Source organism: Vibrio sp. J383, from assembly GCF_023503985.1.
GTDB lineage: Bacteria > Pseudomonadota > Gammaproteobacteria > Enterobacterales > Vibrionaceae > Vibrio > Vibrio splendidus.
In genome coordinates, this window is record NZ_CP097293.1 from 1,359,469 (window position 1) to 1,374,862 (window position 15,394).

Genomic DNA, 15,394 nt, shown 5'->3' on the forward strand with positions numbered 1-15,394 from the left:
GTTCTACTAAATCGGAAGTTCAATGTCACCCGATTGCTCCGCCCAAGCAGCAAAGCCACCTGCGAGGTTTTTAACAGGTTTTAACCCCATCTCCGCGGCCATCTTGGCAGCGTAAAGAGAACGCAAACCGTGGGCACAATAGAACACGTAGGTTTTGTCTTGGTTGAACACCTTATTGTGAACGGGACATTCAGGGTCAATCAAGAATTCCAACATGCCTCTTGGGCAAGTGAATGCGCCGGGAATAATGCCAAGCTTGTTTCTTTCTTCGGCTTCCCTCACATCGACAAACACGTAGTCATCAAGTGTGTTTTGTTTGTCGTCGCTGCCGTTGAATAGCGCTATTGCTTCTTCTACCGACATATCTTCAACGACTTGGTAGGCTTCTTCTTTTAGGGCTTTAATGCCTTTGGTAATGGTTTGTGCCATGGTTTTCTCTCTTATTAAAATAGGATGACGGTTCTGTGTTTTGTGTTGCGGTGTCACTTAGTTATTTCATTCGTTATCTAGTTTGGTTACTTCAAGGCAGCTATTTCGTCTGGTTATTTTGAGACTGTTATTTCGCAACATTGCCCGCCACATTCAGCGCGTCCCATGTTCGTGCAAAAGGAGGAGCGTAGCTGAAATCAAGGTAACCCAATTGCTGAGTCGTTATGCCTGCGGTAATCGCAACGCTTAATGCATTTAAACGAGCGACAGCGCCTTTCTTACCGACAATTTCGCCGCCTAAAAGGCGTTTAGATTCAGGGTCGTAAGCAAGTTTTATCTTGATGTCTTCTTGGCCGGGATAATAATCCGTTTGGTTCTTGTCTTTAATGACAGAGGTACTGGTTGGCACTGCGTATTGGTTTGCCATCCAATGAGAAATGCCCGTGCTAGCAAGCTCGTAATCAAGTACTTTCAAAGACGATGAACCTAAGAAACCATCAAGGAAGGTCTCTTTGCCTGCCAATTTGTCGGCCATCATTCGAGCCTGTTTATTAGCTGTGGTGGCGAGTGACAAATACACGGGTTCATCAAGCGTTAAATGATGAACCGTCGCGCAGTCGCCCACCGCGTAAATATTCGGTACTGACGTTGCACCAAACTTATCGACTAATAACGCACCGTTGCCCATTTTTGGCAGGTCAAACAACTCGGTGTTAGGTTTGAAACCAAGCGCCAGAATCACAATGTCGGCTTGAATCGTGGTGTATTCAGGTTCTGCTGAATGACTAGTGGCTTCGTTAGTGTTATTGGTCGCGGATTGAGTTTTGCTCACCGTAAGCAGATAACTCGTTTTCTCACTATTTCCTTCGCCGCTGTCTTTTGAAGCAAAACGTTCAATGTGTTCGACTTGGGTATTGGTCAGCAGGCTGGTTCCTGTGTCACGAATGGCATCTTCGACGTCGGAGATCATCTCTGGGCTGAATTGGCGGCTCATGATGTGCGCTTCGCGCTCAATAATGGTGACGTCTTTTCCTAAGTCATGCGCCGCATCGAACATCTCTAATCCAATAAAACCTGCACCAATGATTGCAACGCGAGGTTTATCTACTGTGAGCATGGCTTGTTTCACGGCAACGCCATCTTCCATGCTAGTGAGTGTGTAAACATGCTCGGTGTTATTGGAATCAGCAATATCAGTATCAGTATTGTCAACACGTTCAGTATTTCCAACACGGAAAGATGTCGCCAAGTCTGGAATTAAAGGGCGCGCACCTGTCGCGATGATTAACTTATCAAATGAAATATCTTGTGGTTCGCCTTGCGTGTTGACTGTGATGATTTGCTCAGTAGCGTTCACGGCGACAACCTCAGTATTGATACGAACATCGAGTCCGGAATCGATGGCTTGTTGCGGCGTGCGAGAGATCATGCGATCTGTATTTGGGAACTTGTCGCCAACAAAGTAGGGTAAGCCGCAGGCACCAAACGAAAGGTAGCTGCGTTTTTCAATGACAATAACGTCATCTGTGGGTTGGTTTCTTTTGTATTTGGCAGCAAAGCTCATACCAGCAGCACTGCCACCTAAAATTACGATTTTCATAGTGGTACTTCTTCTTATAAGGACGCGGCATTCGCGCCCTGTGTTTATTGGGATGATTCTGAGTGACTTGAAACGACTGACGTTAAGTTAAAAACTTAAGCTGGAATCTCGCCATTGGTCGTATTCGACAGGGCTTGCGCTTTGTACTGTTCTGTATTCAATGAGCCGTTAGTCTTAGCAGTAAGAACACCAGACAACATCGACCCAGAGATATTGAGAGCGGTGCGTGCCATATCAATCAAGGCTTCAATAGATACCAGTATCGCGACAATTGTGATGTCTAGTCCCATGATGGTTAGCACGGCAACCGCTGCGAAGGTTGCGCCGCCACCGACGCCTGCAATACCGAATGAAGCAATAGCAATCACGGCGATAAGTTGCAGGACAAAGCTCAGGTCAATTGGGATACCCATTACTTGCGCTGCCATGATGGCGAGCATTGCTGGGTAAATACCGGCACAACCGTTTTGGCCAATACTGGTACCGAATGTCGCCGACATATTGGCTGTTTCTTCATCCACACCAAGGCGCTGAGTTTGGGTTTCTACGTTTAGTGGAATGGCGGCCATGCTTGAGCGAGAACCGAAGCCGAAGACCAATACAGGCCAAGATTTTTTCGCGAATATCTTCGGAGACAAACCAAATAAGCTTACAAGCACAAGGTGAACCACAAACATCACCGCGATTGCTGCGTAGCTTGCGATAACGAATCGTCCCATTTCTGAGAGTGCGAATAAATCGTTGTTCATCATGAATTTGGTCATCAAAGCGAACACGCCATAAGGGGTAAGCTTTAATATTTCTCGCACCATCGATAGCACGACTTCTTTTGCTGCATTGATGAAATCAACAAAGCTTTGCACTTTCTCTGGCTTACGCTTTTTCACTTGGAGAATGCTAAAACCAAGGAACATACCGAATAGAACCGTCGATAGTGTTGAGGTTCTTTCTGCGCCAGTCAGCATTTCAAAAATATTGGTCGGGATGATAGACAACACCAAGCTTGTGAAGGTGTTGTTCGACATCAGCTCTTGAGTCGATAGCAGGCTATCGCTGCGCGCTTCAATGGCAGTGCTAGTTCCCATTGCATTGACTAAGCTGTTCGCGTCGATGTTGAACAAGTAGATACTCGCAATTCCGATTACTGCGGAAATAGCCACGGTGAAAATCAACACGCCAATCACTTTAGGTGCGATTTTCGAGAGTGCACTGGTGCCTTCTACATTCATGATGGAAGCTGTCATGGCAACAAACACTAACGGTATTACTATCATCTGGAGTAGCTTGACGTAGCCATTACCGAACAAAGAGATAAGCTCTGAGAACTGCAAGCCAGCCGCGCTGTCGGTGCCCAGTACTACTTGGATAATGCCACCAAACAGAAGGCCGCCAACCAGTGCGCTAAGAACGCGGAAGTTGAAGCTTTTTTTCTGTTTTTTAAAGCGAGATAACACGACGTAAAAGCCGAGAAAAATGGCACTCAGTGCCAGTAACGTAAAGCTCATTTTAAGCTCCTATATCTACATCAAATAAAATCACTGGAGTGGGGCACATAACGTGTGTGAGGCGTCGTTTACCAAAGGCGCACCAGGATTGAAGCATTGTCCAGTGAAGGAATACCTGTAAGACGAAGCTTGATAAAAAAAGACGGTAAAAAATCTCAATTAATTTTCAAATAAGAAAACGGTGCTATGACGAATCCGCCATAGCACCGTTGTTTGTTCTGATCTTTAGGTTGTTTACTTTAATATTTAGGCTCTTAACTAAAGGCTGTTTTTATATACCTTGCCGTCTTTCATGATCAGCTTTTGTGTCTCTGTATTTGCCACACATGCCACGCCTTCAAGTGGGTTACCGTCGATAATCAATAGGTCGGCATACGCACCTTCAACAATCTGACCTAGCTTGCCTTCTTGGTAAGGGTGTGGGTAAGTCGACATCTCGAACAAGCGTCCGCAGTTTGATGTCGCCATGCGAAGTGCAGTGATGGTATCGAACACTTGCTCAATTGCACCAAGCTCATTCAGCTGAGTTGCATGCACATTGGTTTCGCCAACACAGTCGGTACCAAAAGCGATGTTCTGGATGTCGTATTTTTTAATTAGCTCTGCCGACTTGAACATGGCTTTACCTACACGTTCTGTCTTGCGATAGGTTTCTTCGTTTGGCAGTGGGATCTTGCGTTCTGCAATCAGTGAAGAGGTAAAGTAAGACGGAATCACCCAAATGCCTTTCTCTTTGATGATCTCGGCAATGTCGTCATCCATAATTGTTGCGTGTTCGAAAGACATCACGCCCGCTTCGGCTGCTCGACGCATGGCATCGGAGGTGTGGATGTGCGCGGCAACATAAGTACCGTAATCCGAAGCAGCCTCAACGGCGGCTTTCATCTCGTCTGATGTGAATTGGAGTGTGTCTAGCGGATCGAAGGTCGATGATGCACCGCCGCCAGCCATGATTTTGATTTGTGAAGCACCCATGAATAACTGCTCACGTACGGCTTTCAAGACTTCTGAGCGACCATCTGCCACTTTCATTGCGCCTTGCTTCATCATTGGCGAGTCTTCGTGTCCATTGGCTAATCGTTCTTGCGCTTGGTTTTGACGGTAATCGGAGTGACCACAGGTTTGAGATATCGCCGCCATTGAAGGAAGAATACGAGGGCCGGTTGCGTAGCCGTTATCGATACTTTTCTTAAGGCCAAGCGTGTTGCCCGCCACATCACGAATGGTGGTAAAGCCGCGCATCAACATCTCTTCTGAAATCTTTGCTGAGCGAATCGCCACTTCTTCACGAGTCATTGTATCAATGACATTAAAAGAGGCAGATAGCGTGATATGAACGTGCGCATCAATCAGGCCTGGCATGACCGTACCGCCTTGAGCATCAATCGTTTCATCGGCAATCGTTGGGTCAACCTCTCCAATCTGAGTGATCAAGTTATCTTCGATGAGGATTGATACGTTCTCGATTAAGTTGTTATCAACACCGTTAAATATGTTCGCGTTAGTGATTAGCTTTTTCATAGTCTGCACCTTTTGGAAATGAGTGTGTGTCGCTGATGGAGTAATAATATGGGGTGCAGCATTTGAAGAATGGCCATTTGGTGACAAGCAATGACGAGACTTATCTTTTGGTGCTTTTCTATATTTCTAAGTTTTTCCTATTCGACCGTTAAGGTGTATTTCAAATCGTCGTCACCTTGTGTTGAGAGTCAATTTACCGAACTGTAACTGGCTCTGAAACGGAAGGCTTAAGGAAAATACTGAATGAGTTCATTGGCTTATAAATTGAACGTTAAATTGACAGTATCTTATAAAATGTAAAATCGGTGTCAGTATTTGGGGGCTCTGACATTGGTCTGAAATTTAAGTTCGTTCTATGAGGCAACATCCTTACATCAAGAAAAATATATGGTTAAGGATTAACTCATGAAAAAACAAAATATCTCGGCAGTCGCCCTTTTAGCACTGATTATTACAGGTTGTGGCGGAGAAAGTTCATCAGGGGGTGACAGCACAACGTCTAACAACGCTAATGCTCCAAGTAATCCAAGTAATCCAAGTAATACCGGCTCATCATCTACCTCTCAGCAGCCTGACATTAAAGCTCTTAGCAACAATATGATTTTTGCTATCGAAGGCTTTATCGAAAAAACGGGTCCAATCAGAAATTTCTCATCTATTGCCGTCAAAAATGAGCTGCCTGCGTTCAAGAGTGGAGATACTCAGAAGGTTGATGTGACTATCGCAGTACCCACAATCGTTATCGATAATGGCAGTAACTTTGTTAACGATTGGCACTGTTATGAAACTGTAGGGTTAAGCACGCAAAGAAAAAATCATCAGTTAATTGTGGACGGTATAATTTCTGAATATCGATATGATATGCAAAGTAACTCTTGTTCTAGTGAGCACTTGGGATCGTATGTGTTTAACGATGCGGTGTTCGACAGTTCGTTGGAATTTGAAACCGTTGGCAGCGTAGTTTCTAAAGATGGGAGCGGGATAGAGTCTAATTTACCTACTTACGATTTTATCGCTCAAGCTTATGGAGAGCAGTCAAAAGATCGGTTTGGTGATTCTTGGGAATTATTACAGCGCGACAAAATTAACGTAGCAGCCAAGGCGGTTGGAGCTTCGATCTTTGAGTTGAACACTTCATCTGGAAAGATCGATTTGGATCTAAGTCAGCTTAATAGCGACACTCTCATCGATTTCGCTTCACTAGATACAAATCAATTATTGAATGGTGCGATTTGGGGGATGCCCGGTCAAGGCATTGCCGATGAAAAATGGTGCCGAATTGTGAATATTCCAGAAGATCTTAGCCAGAACAGTCTCAAGTACCAATCTGTTATCTCGACAAATTGTGCGAGGTCGACACAACGTTATTGTGATGCCTTTGGTTCATCGTTTTCGAGTGGTAACTACCCACCTGTAGCTCCTATCGCTTGGGACAATAACACGGCGACTAACGCCCAGTTGAACTCAGATGAGCAATACCTAAGAGATGCTCAAGGTCACTTTGTTGTGAACAGTTCTGGTCAGAATGCGTTTGTCCTCTCATCCAATTCGGTTGTGATTCCTATTTTTGGTTACACCAGTCCGCGAAGTGATGGGCAAGTTAACAATGCTGGTCTTAATAGTTGGGTTGGTCACGAAGGTCACTGCCAAAACGTGATGAATAGCCGACACACAAAGATGGGGATTGGATACAAAGCCAGTAAGTCAGATGCATCAAAGGTGTCTTATTGGACGCAAGATTTCAACTAACACACTCATTGCTTAAATACGGGTCATCCATTTAGCGTCTCTATTCTTTCTTTAGTTGGTAGTGGAAGGTACTTGGTAGTAGAAAATTACTCGAGAGTGGAACTTTACTCGACAGTGGCACTTTGCTCCATAGTGCCATTTTACTCTACAGTGATACGTGGGCGATCAGGATTACTGACGGTGGAGGCGCGAAGACACTATGACGATTCATTTGTGTGGTGAATGATTTTGAGTGGTGTCATGAAATGGTAAGTTTTGCTTCGATTCGAACGCTAAGATGTATTTCAAATCAAGGCTACTTATCAAATTAGAGAGAGACAGAATGACTAAATCAGACAAAGTTTACGGGTTCAACACACCACAACGCCTATTTGTAGGTTACACGTTAGCCGTGCTGGTGGACTTAGTCGTGCTTAACTTTTTCGATGAGTACTGGGACTTCGTCAACATTGAATCTTTCACTATTTCTTTGATAGCAGCGTTGTTACTGCAGTTATTGTTGAAGCTCTCTATTGGCTTAGAGCACAAGGTAGCGGATTACTTTAAACAGAAATCTGGAACGGCGCCTAAGGTGTACCGAGCACTGTCGACATACATTATTCTTGTTGGCTCAAAATTCGTCATGCTAGAAGCGATAAACCTTATGTTCGGTGACAAGGTGAGCTTCACAGGCCCTTGGGGCGGTGTGGTAGCGTTCTTCGCCGTGGTATTTACGATTCTTATTGCTGAAGTGGTTGTATCGAAGATTTACTTTGCTCTGGATGATAAACAAGATTCAAATGTGAAAGCACTAAAAGAGACCAACGTGTAACAGAACTAAAATACAGATGTGAATAACAGACGAGCCAGCTGACTAAGCTGGCTCGTTTTCGTTTATGTGGCGATAACCAATTCGATGCGCTGTTGGCTCTATTTTTCGTAAACCACATCTCCTCGCAACACCGTCATCAACACCTGAGTCTTGGCTATTTGTCTTGCTGACACTGTGGTGATGTCTCGGTCGAGAATCGCGAAGTCTGCTGATTTGCCAACCTCAATAGAACCCGTGACGTCTTCTATTCCAAGACTTTTGGCTGCATTGAGCGTATAAGCGTCGATGGCTGTGTAGATATCGGTTAGGCCTGTTTTTCCCATGATTAAGCTGTTCGCGATGCCGACCAATGGGTTGATGTCGTGTACGTTCCAGTCACTGCTCAGGGTGATATTGGCGTCGGTCTTGAGTATCGCGTCTAGGTTCATCATGGCTTTGGCGCGGCGAGCACCAAGGAAGGCTTCGGCCCATTGGTGTTGATGCTTGGCTACGTAATCAGACCCAACTTGGAAATCCGCCGAGACATTGAGCTGTTTGAAGCGGGGAACGTCTTCATTATTGATTAATTCAACATGGGTTAGGGTGTAGGGTTTTTGCGAACCTTGTTTTCGGATACTTTCGATTGCATCAAGGGATTCACGAACGGCGCCATCACCAATAGCATGAATGTGAGCGCTAAAGCCGATTTTATCGAGCGCGGTGAGCCACTCTTTCATCTGTGCTGGTGGAATATAGTTTAGGCCATTGGGAGATTGTGGCAGATAGGTATCTAAATAGGGCGCGAGTGTTTTTGCTGTACCGTTAATGAAGATGCCATCGCTGTACATTTTTACCTGATCGACGAGCAACAGACGGCTTTTATCATCTGAATACATCTTCTCGAAGACTTCTAATTGAGAGGGTATCGCCATTGATGGGTAAACCCAAGGGCGTAATGAAACGCGAGCCGTCAAATCTTGGTTTTGCTCCGCTTCTAGCCAAACGTCATACCAGCCTCGTTTCCAATACATCCGGCCGTCACCTATGGTGGTAATGCCGTGCGCAGCGGCTTCCTCAAGTCCGAATATTAACCCTTGGTAGCTTTGCTCAAACAGTTCGCTTTGGCTGTTCCAAGCCATCTCCATCACTTGATCGCCAGCATTGTCTAATAAGATGCCATTGAGCTTTCCGCTGTCTTGGTCTTTTAAATAAGCGCCACCTTGTGGGTCAGGCGATTGTTGGCTGATTCGGGCAATTTTCAGTGCTTTAGAGTTGACCCACATTGAGTGTGAAGTTTGCTCCATGATCACCACTGGGCGATCCGGGAAGATACTGTCGATGATCTCTAGTGGTGCATATTCAGAGTCGCTATCGAGGGTCGACTCAAGAGAAAACCCATAACCCATTAGCCAACCTCTGCCATCGGTATCAGCATTGATCTTACACGCTTCTAAGTAGGGGATTTGCTCTTCTAATGTTGCTTCAGAGTCGAGTTCACAATTGCCACCCAGCTCTGAGGCGGCTTCAAACACATGGTTATGGTTGTCAATGAACCCGGGAAGGACAAAGGCATTGTCTAGATCAATGACATCGGTATTCTGCCCTTGAAAAGCTTTCGCTTGCAAGTGGCCACCGATGAAGATGATCTTGCCGTTATGGGTAGCGATCGAGTCCGACTCACGATGCCCGTATATATCAGCATTGGTAAAGATTTGGTCTGCACTTTGGTCTTGAACTGCTGTTTGTGTTTGAACAACAGTGTTGGCTTGTGCAAGAACGGGCGCTACGGCGGTAAAGCTTGCGAGTAATGCTATCCATGCAGTGCGTGGCAGAGTGAGCTTGTTGTTCATTATTATGTCTTCCATGTTCCACTGTTTAGTAAGTATAGAAAGCGAGTGGCAAGTGTGAAACTCTACATGAATGACAAATAAAAACCGCTATTAATCAATAAATTGTGGTTTGAATAAGCCTTTCATCACGACTCTTGTCTTAGGCTCTTACGCAGATCTTTCTTATATTCGTCATAAGAGTTATAGCCATAGAATTTCCAGGAGTAGTCACCTTTAATATTGTGGTTGTAGGTGATCTCGCCGATCCATTGTTGACGTGTGGCAAGAATCATATCGCGAATTTTTAAGAATAAAGTGTCCATAGTTGCTCTCCTGATTAAGTTCACTTGCAGTATATTTATCGGAGACGAAGAGAAGAGTACCGTCAGCGCAATGTTCAATACTTTTCAGTCAATGTGCTGATTTGGGTGCTTTGTTACGTATACTTTCAATATTAAAAGGTCATTGAGTATCGTAATGAAAGGTTACTTGGAAAAAGTGCCACAACGAGTTGGCATGTCTTGGCGCTATAAGAAAATTGTCGAGAACAGTAAAAGCTATGGTTGGCACCGACATGAAGAGTACGAAATAGCGATTCATCGTCACTTTACTGGCCATAGCTTTATTGGGCATCACCAAAGCGATGTGTTTCACAACCATATGATCTTGGTTGGGCCAGATTTACCTCATGCCATCTATTCGGACGAGAGCACTGATGATTCGCGAATATGTGAAACGCACGTAGTTTGGTTTCGCAAAGATTGGATAGAGCAATTGATAGCGTGCTGTCGAGAGCTCGAACCGCTACGTGTATTGCTAGAAGAATCAAAGAAAGGGCTCCAGTTTTCACTCGCTACTGCAGAGAAAGCGACGGAATTGTTGAATAAGGTGATGAACCAGTCGCCACATCAACAACTGCTTACCTTGTTCTCTTTGTTTGCACTTTTGCTTGAGGATCAAGAGATCGTGCAGTTGATTAACCCTGTCTTCAACTCGGATGATGAAGATGAAGTCAGCGATAAATTGGACAAGGTTGAAGCTTTCTTGGTGAACAATTTTAATCACGACATCTCGGTTAATGACTTAGCCAAGCATCTCTACATCAGTGAGAGTAGTGTTAGGCGCTTGTTTCAAAAACATTATAAAGAGAGCTTCAGTCAACGGCTTAAAAAGATCAGGTTGAATGTCGCGTGCGACTTGCTGATTAATACGTCATTGCCTGTCAGTTTGATCTTGGAGAAAGTGGGATACGATAACCAAGCCAACTTCAATCGTCAGTTTAAATCCTATAAACAGGTGACACCGACTCAATATCGAATAGCAATGAAACGCCATTGATTCATTCGCAGACTAAACGATTCACATAAGATTCTGAATAAATTACAGTTAAGTGAACTATAAAAATGGATTTAACGTATTACCAAGGATGTAAGTTTATGTTTTCAAGAGACTTACTCGCATTACTAATAAAAACAAGTCGAGGTTAGGATGAAAAAAATATTATTGCTGCTTAGCGTGATCTTATTGGGTGGTTGTGTCGGCATGCCCGAAACGGTTAAGCCCGTTCAACAGTTCGAGTTGGATAGATACTTAGGGAAATGGTACGAAGTGGCTCGTTTGGATCACTCGTTTGAGCGTGGTTTAGACAACATCAGCGCTGAGTACAGCTTGCGTGATGATGGCGGTGTGAAGGTGATTAACCATGGCTATTCGGACGAAGATGGCGAATGGAACGAAGCGGAAGGCAAAGCGTATTTTGTCGAAGGCAGCGAACAAGGCTATTTGAAAGTGTCTTTCTTTGGTCCTTTCTACGGCGCTTATGTGGTATTTGAGTTGGATAAAGAGGGTTACCAATACGCATTTGTTTCTGGCCCAGACACCGATTACTTATGGCTGCTTTCAAGAACACCTGAGGTTGCACCAGAGGTCATGGAGAAATTCAAAGCGATGTCAAAAGAGCGCGGTTTCAATACTGACGAGTTGATTTTTGTGGAGCATGACAATAAGCCTAGTTCTTGATAACAGTTCTAATGCTTAGCTCTTGAGAACAGCTACATTTGATTAAGAAAGGCACCGATGAGCAATTCAACGGTGCCTTTTTTGGTTTGGCTTTGTTTTTTGTGTTTGCTAGCTCGTTAAGTAAGTAACTAACGTTGTCGACGAACCTGCAAAACACTGAGTACCGATAGTGAAATGAAGAATGCAGGGTCGCTCCAGCCAAAGCCAACAAAGATTCCTGTAAACGCTGCATACAGTGTGATGATCGCGCCAAGCATATTCGTAACCACCAAACCTTGGATGAGCTTTTTAGCTGATACGCCGGGTTCAATGTCTCTAAGCAACCAGCTTATCGCGGCAATACCACCCAAAAAGATACTGGCGTGTTGAGAGAGAAAGTAAGCGTACTTATCATTAATTTCCACGCCGTACATGGGCCACATTACCGTTGGGATAAAAAACAGTGCGATGGCAAACCCTGCGTAAATAATGCCGTGTAGGCTAAGAAAAGTTTTGTTATTCATTACGTATCTCTCTATTTATTACTTAGCGACTTAGCGACTTAGCGACTTAGCGACTTAGCTATTCAATATCTTTGTTGTCATTCAGCGAATGAACAAGTTTGATTAACCGTTGATTGGGCCTTTATTAATGGTAGTTAATGGCTGATTGACGTCAAAAATCACCCCACGCACTTCCGCTACGCCCATCTCTTTTAAGCGAGCAGCGTGCATCGCCAGATAGGTTTCAGCACTCAGCTGATCTTCAAATAAGTAGACGCCGCCACCCAGCTTTTCTGCTTCGTTCTCTGTCCAGATTTTCCAGGTCATGCCCGGTTCGTTGTTAATAGACTTTGCTAGGTCAACGAGTGCGTTTGACATCTCTTCACCAAATGGGCCGCTAAATTCAAAATCGACTTGTAATAATTTCATGGTTATTTCTCCAAACAGTTACTTGGTATTGCGCTGAGACTCATGGTCATTTCGCAAAACATAGGAGGCTTGATTGCCTGTTGAAATAGATATTACCTGTAAAAAACAGACAGAAAAGTTCATAATATAGTTATTAACTGTCAGGATTTTAGACCAATGAGATTGAAAACCACCCTCGACCAATGGCAAACGCTTTACGAAATTGACCGTGCAGGCAGCATTCAGGCTGCGGCACTACAATTGAACAAGAGTCACACCACGCTGATCTATGCGCTGAGAAAATTGGAGGACCAATTAGGCGTGACTTTAGTGCAGGTTGAAGGTCGTAGGGCGGTCTTGTCGGAGGATGGGAAATCACTGTTGCGCCGTGCGAGCAGTATGTTGGAACAAGCTCGCGAGCTAGAGTTGATCAGTGAACAGCTAGCGAAAGGTGTTGAGTCTGAAATTGTGGTTGCTGTTGATCACTTGTGCTGCCTTGAACGTCTTTATCAACCGATGGCTGCATTTTTGACGGAGAACAACACCACATCGATACAAGTGATAGAAACGTCTCTGTCTAAAACAACCGAAATGGTGACTCAAGAACTGGCTGATGTGGCTATCATCAACTTGCCTATTACTAATTACTCAGCCGAAGCCTTTGGTTTTACGATGATGGAGCCAGTAGTTGCTAGCTCACATCCGTTAGCAAGTGCCGTTTCAGTGTCGTTGAATCAACTGTCGTCTTTGCCACAAATTGTGGTGAGGGATTTAGGTACACGATCTAATCAAGGCACTAAAAGCCAAGGCAACAAACAGGATGTGGGCTGGTTGAAGTCGAGTCAGCGCATTACGGTGGATAATTTCGACCATGCCTTTGGCGCGGTGGAGCAGGGAGTTGGGTATTGTCGACTACCAAAGCACATTGTGGAAAGTCGAGGAAGTGACAAGCTAATGGTGTTGAATGTCGAAAATGGCAGTGGGTATCACGTTCCGCTGCACCTGACTTTACCAAAAGGAGCCAAGACAGGCCCTGCTGCTAAACGTTTCTATGAGTTACTTCTTGAGTCAGCTGCTCCTGCTAACTAACCCTCATTCAGTTGGGCTCAAACTAGCGAGGCTGATTGCCGTTTAAGAACAGCGCGACACATTCGCGAGTGTAGTGAAGTCTTTCTTCTTCAGATTCTCCGCTATCGTGTCCGAAGAATCCCCAATACGCCGATTTGCCGTGAAACATCAGCAACAGTTGGCGTGCTGCAATGACTGGTGAGCTTGATGTCGACAGTGTGAGATCACCAGAGTCTATTTTCGACTGCAAATAATCAGCAAGTAATTTGGTGGTTTTCTGAGGCCCAGTTTCTAAATAGATAGAGGCGATCTCTGGATGCGTATTCGCTTGGCTAATGGCATTTTGAAAGGTTTGTCTAGATTGTTCATCAAGTAATAAATCCTGAAACTTCACACCAAACTTCACCAACTCATCACCCACCGCAGCATCCATATCAAAGGCTGCAGGACTGAGTTCTCGCTCCGCACACTTGGTTTGCATGCAGGTTTCGAAAAGTTCGTCTTTGTTTTTAAAGTGAGAGTAGACCGTTTGCTTAGAAACGTTCGCTGCTTTGGCTATCTGATCCATATTGATCTTGAAGCCATGTTCAGAGAAAAGTTGGCTGGCTGCGGTTAAGATCTGCGATCTCTTCTGTTCACTCTTGATGATTTTAGTCACGTGCTTGCTTCTCGTTACCTAGTTTGTCTCGTTGCTTAGCGCCTGTTGGTGCTCAGTTCTATGTGTCTCGTTTTACGCTAAGCATTATGCTTTTTGTGATGGTTTTATCAATCATTAACGATGAAACTTATTTTTAACATAATCAAACTAGACAGTCTAGTTTGATTTGGTTAGTCTAAAAAAAGAACATAATTGAGTACCTCATAGGAACAGTACGTATGTATAAATTGATGAAGGGAAGCGCAGTGGCAGTGGCGTTGTCGGCTTTTCTTGTTGGATGTGGCGAAAAGGAACAAGCCCAAGAGTCGGTTGATTCAACCGCTGAAACGGCATCGAGCGTCCAAACCATTTTAACGGTGGAAACGATGGCCTTGGCGCTGTCTCCTTCTTATGCAGTACAACGCGAATATGTCGGTGTGGTTAAGGCGGGTCAACAGGCCAATTTAGGTTTCGAGTTGGCCGGAAAAGTAAACGAGATTCTGGTGGATGTCGGTGACACAGTCACAACGGGTCAGCCGTTGATCAGACTGGATACCCAACTTTTGGAAACCGAGTCTAGTCAACTGAAAGCGCAGGCTGAAGAAGTCAAAGCTCAATTGAGTTTGGTGGCAGCGAACCTTAAACGTCAACGTTCATTGAAAGCGAAAGGCTTCAGTGCCGAAGCTGAGATTGATTCGTTAACCAGTGAGCAACGCGTATTGCAGGCGAACTTGCTGCGTATTGATGCCTCGGTAAAAGGCAATCAATTGAAGCTGGTGAAATCGACAGTTCGTGCGCCATATTCAGGGACCATCGCAACACGCTTTGTCTCGCTTGGAGATGTAGTGAATGTAGGTAATCCAACTCTTACACTGCTTGCCTCTGAAGGGAAAGAAGCCTTTATCGGTATTCCTGCCCATCAAATGGAAAAGGTTACTTCACTTTCCGCACCAAGTATTCGCGTCGGGCGAGATGAATTCGCTGTGAGCCTGTTGAATCCGGGCGCAATGGTTGACACACAGTCTCGCAGTGTCGGTTTGCGTTATCTGTTTCCTGAACAATCAGCGGTATTAGAAGGACAACTTGCCTATCTGAAATTTGACGAACAGATTGACGACCAAGGCTACTGGGTGCCATTAACGGGTTTGATTGATGGATTGCGCGGTGTGTGGAACATCTTTGTGATTGGTGAAGACAACAAAGTTGAGCGCCGAAGTGTTCAGGTGTTGTTTGCCAACAATCAACAAGCGTACGTGAGTGGGGCGATTGAAGACGGTGAACAAGTGATTGCCAGTGGTTTACATCGTTTAGTTCCGGGACAAACCGTGAAGCCAGCAAGCGTTACTGCTGAATAGGA

15 protein-coding genes are annotated in these 15,394 nt (G+C 44.8%); 6 read left to right on the forward strand and 9 right to left on the reverse strand.

Features of this window, described 5'->3' with window-relative positions; all coding sequences use genetic code 11:
- Positions 1-6 precede the first annotated feature (6 nt).
- The 4 genes from M4S28_RS06185 to M4S28_RS06200 all read right to left on the reverse strand — a co-directional run bounded on the left by M4S28_RS06185 (position 7) and on the right by M4S28_RS06200 (position 5,055).
- Complete coding sequence (locus M4S28_RS06185) at positions 7-429, reverse strand: rhodanese-like domain-containing protein (protein ID WP_065205599.1); 423 nt, start codon at positions 427-429, stop codon at positions 7-9.
- A 127-nt stretch (positions 430-556) separates the two neighbouring features.
- A complete protein-coding gene (locus M4S28_RS06190) occupies positions 557-2,029 on the reverse strand; it encodes an FAD-dependent oxidoreductase (protein WP_249632508.1) in 1,473 nt (490 codons plus the stop codon).
- A 95-nt stretch (positions 2,030-2,124) separates the two neighbouring features.
- Positions 2,125-3,534, reverse strand: coding sequence for a cation:dicarboxylate symporter family transporter (locus M4S28_RS06195; protein ID WP_249632509.1), 1,410 nt, complete (start codon positions 3,532-3,534; stop codon positions 2,125-2,127).
- A 258-nt stretch (positions 3,535-3,792) separates the two neighbouring features.
- Complete coding sequence (locus tag M4S28_RS06200) at positions 3,793-5,055, reverse strand: metal-dependent hydrolase family protein (protein ID WP_249632510.1); 1,263 nt, start codon at positions 5,053-5,055, stop codon at positions 3,793-3,795.
- Between the two features lie 405 nt (positions 5,056-5,460).
- Here M4S28_RS06200 and M4S28_RS06205 point away from each other — a divergent pair, with 405 nt between their 5' ends.
- Both M4S28_RS06205 and M4S28_RS06210 read left to right on the forward strand, forming a co-directional pair.
- The gene (locus M4S28_RS06205; RefSeq protein ID WP_249632511.1) at positions 5,461-6,804 is read left to right on the forward strand and encodes a CAP domain-containing protein; all 1,344 of its coding nucleotides are present in this window, start codon (positions 5,461-5,463) and stop codon (positions 6,802-6,804) included.
- Positions 6,805-7,126: 322 nt separating this feature from the next.
- Positions 7,127-7,615 (forward strand): hypothetical protein, encoded by a 489-nt coding sequence (locus M4S28_RS06210; RefSeq protein WP_249632512.1) that lies wholly within the window; start codon positions 7,127-7,129, stop codon positions 7,613-7,615.
- Between the two features lie 98 nt (positions 7,616-7,713).
- On the opposite strand, the gene M4S28_RS06215 is transcribed toward M4S28_RS06210, so the two are convergent.
- Complete coding sequence (locus M4S28_RS06215; RefSeq protein ID WP_249632513.1) at positions 7,714-9,444, reverse strand: amidohydrolase; 1,731 nt, start codon at positions 9,442-9,444, stop codon at positions 7,714-7,716.
- A 125-nt stretch (positions 9,445-9,569) separates the two neighbouring features.
- The gene (locus M4S28_RS06220) at positions 9,570-9,746 is read right to left on the reverse strand and encodes a hypothetical protein (RefSeq protein WP_249632514.1); all 177 of its coding nucleotides are present in this window, start codon (positions 9,744-9,746) and stop codon (positions 9,570-9,572) included.
- A gap of 154 nt (positions 9,747-9,900) precedes the next feature.
- On the opposite strand from M4S28_RS06220, the gene M4S28_RS06225 reads away from it, so the two are divergent.
- Both M4S28_RS06225 and M4S28_RS06230 read left to right on the forward strand, forming a co-directional pair.
- Complete coding sequence (locus M4S28_RS06225) at positions 9,901-10,761, forward strand: helix-turn-helix transcriptional regulator (RefSeq protein ID WP_249632515.1); 861 nt, start codon at positions 9,901-9,903, stop codon at positions 10,759-10,761.
- 150 nt (positions 10,762-10,911) lie between these two features.
- Positions 10,912-11,442, forward strand: coding sequence for a lipocalin family protein (locus M4S28_RS06230; RefSeq protein ID WP_249632516.1), 531 nt, complete (start codon positions 10,912-10,914; stop codon positions 11,440-11,442).
- Between the two features lie 128 nt (positions 11,443-11,570).
- Here M4S28_RS06230 and M4S28_RS06235 read toward each other — a convergent pair whose 3' ends face one another.
- Positions 11,571-11,945 (reverse strand): hypothetical protein, encoded by a 375-nt coding sequence (locus M4S28_RS06235; RefSeq protein ID WP_249632517.1) that lies wholly within the window; start codon positions 11,943-11,945, stop codon positions 11,571-11,573.
- 102 nt (positions 11,946-12,047) lie between these two features.
- Entirely contained in the window at positions 12,048-12,353 is a 306-nt protein-coding gene (locus M4S28_RS06240; protein ID WP_249632518.1) for a monooxygenase, read from the reverse strand.
- Positions 12,354-12,509: 156 nt separating this feature from the next.
- Here M4S28_RS06240 and M4S28_RS06245 point away from each other — a divergent pair, with 156 nt between their 5' ends.
- Positions 12,510-13,421: a LysR family transcriptional regulator gene (locus M4S28_RS06245; RefSeq protein WP_102488167.1), complete on the forward strand. Its 912-nt coding sequence runs from the start codon at positions 12,510-12,512 to the stop codon at positions 13,419-13,421.
- Positions 13,422-13,443: 22 nt separating this feature from the next.
- On the opposite strand, the gene M4S28_RS06250 is transcribed toward M4S28_RS06245, so the two are convergent.
- Complete coding sequence (locus M4S28_RS06250; protein WP_004736309.1) at positions 13,444-14,058, reverse strand: TetR/AcrR family transcriptional regulator; 615 nt, start codon at positions 14,056-14,058, stop codon at positions 13,444-13,446.
- 218 nt (positions 14,059-14,276) lie between these two features.
- Here M4S28_RS06250 and M4S28_RS06255 point away from each other — a divergent pair, with 218 nt between their 5' ends.
- A complete protein-coding gene (locus tag M4S28_RS06255) occupies positions 14,277-15,392 on the forward strand; it encodes an efflux RND transporter periplasmic adaptor subunit (RefSeq protein ID WP_249632519.1) in 1,116 nt (371 codons plus the stop codon).
- Positions 15,393-15,394 lie beyond the last annotated feature (2 nt).

Excerpts from the sequence above, each read along its gene's own strand:
- M4S28_RS06200 (WP_249632510.1), bottom strand. The coding sequence starts at position 5,055 with ATGAAAAAGCTAATCACTAACGCGAACATATTTAACGGTGTTGATAAC.
- M4S28_RS06195 (WP_249632509.1), bottom strand. The coding sequence starts at position 3,534 with ATGAGCTTTACGTTACTGGCACTGAGTGCCATTTTTCTCGGCTTTTAC.
- M4S28_RS06210 (WP_249632512.1), top strand. The coding sequence starts at position 7,127 with ATGACTAAATCAGACAAAGTTTACGGGTTCAACACACCACAACGCCTA.
- M4S28_RS06240 (WP_249632518.1), bottom strand. The coding sequence starts at position 12,353 with ATGAAATTATTACAAGTCGATTTTGAATTTAGCGGCCCATTTGGTGAA.
- M4S28_RS06220 (WP_249632514.1), bottom strand. The coding sequence starts at position 9,746 with ATGGACACTTTATTCTTAAAAATTCGCGATATGATTCTTGCCACACGT.
- M4S28_RS06185 (WP_065205599.1), bottom strand. The coding sequence starts at position 429 with ATGGCACAAACCATTACCAAAGGCATTAAAGCCCTAAAAGAAGAAGCC.
- M4S28_RS06190 (WP_249632508.1), bottom strand. The coding sequence starts at position 2,029 with ATGAAAATCGTAATTTTAGGTGGCAGTGCTGCTGGTATGAGCTTTGCT.
- M4S28_RS06230 (WP_249632516.1), top strand. The coding sequence starts at position 10,912 with ATGAAAAAAATATTATTGCTGCTTAGCGTGATCTTATTGGGTGGTTGT.
- M4S28_RS06225 (WP_249632515.1), top strand. The coding sequence starts at position 9,901 with ATGAAAGGTTACTTGGAAAAAGTGCCACAACGAGTTGGCATGTCTTGG.
- M4S28_RS06215 (WP_249632513.1), bottom strand. The coding sequence starts at position 9,444 with ATGAACAACAAGCTCACTCTGCCACGCACTGCATGGATAGCATTACTC.
- M4S28_RS06255 (WP_249632519.1), top strand. The coding sequence starts at position 14,277 with ATGTATAAATTGATGAAGGGAAGCGCAGTGGCAGTGGCGTTGTCGGCT.
- M4S28_RS06245 (WP_102488167.1), top strand. The coding sequence starts at position 12,510 with ATGAGATTGAAAACCACCCTCGACCAATGGCAAACGCTTTACGAAATT.
- M4S28_RS06205 (WP_249632511.1), top strand. The coding sequence starts at position 5,461 with ATGAAAAAACAAAATATCTCGGCAGTCGCCCTTTTAGCACTGATTATT.
- M4S28_RS06235 (WP_249632517.1), bottom strand. The coding sequence starts at position 11,945 with ATGAATAACAAAACTTTTCTTAGCCTACACGGCATTATTTACGCAGGG.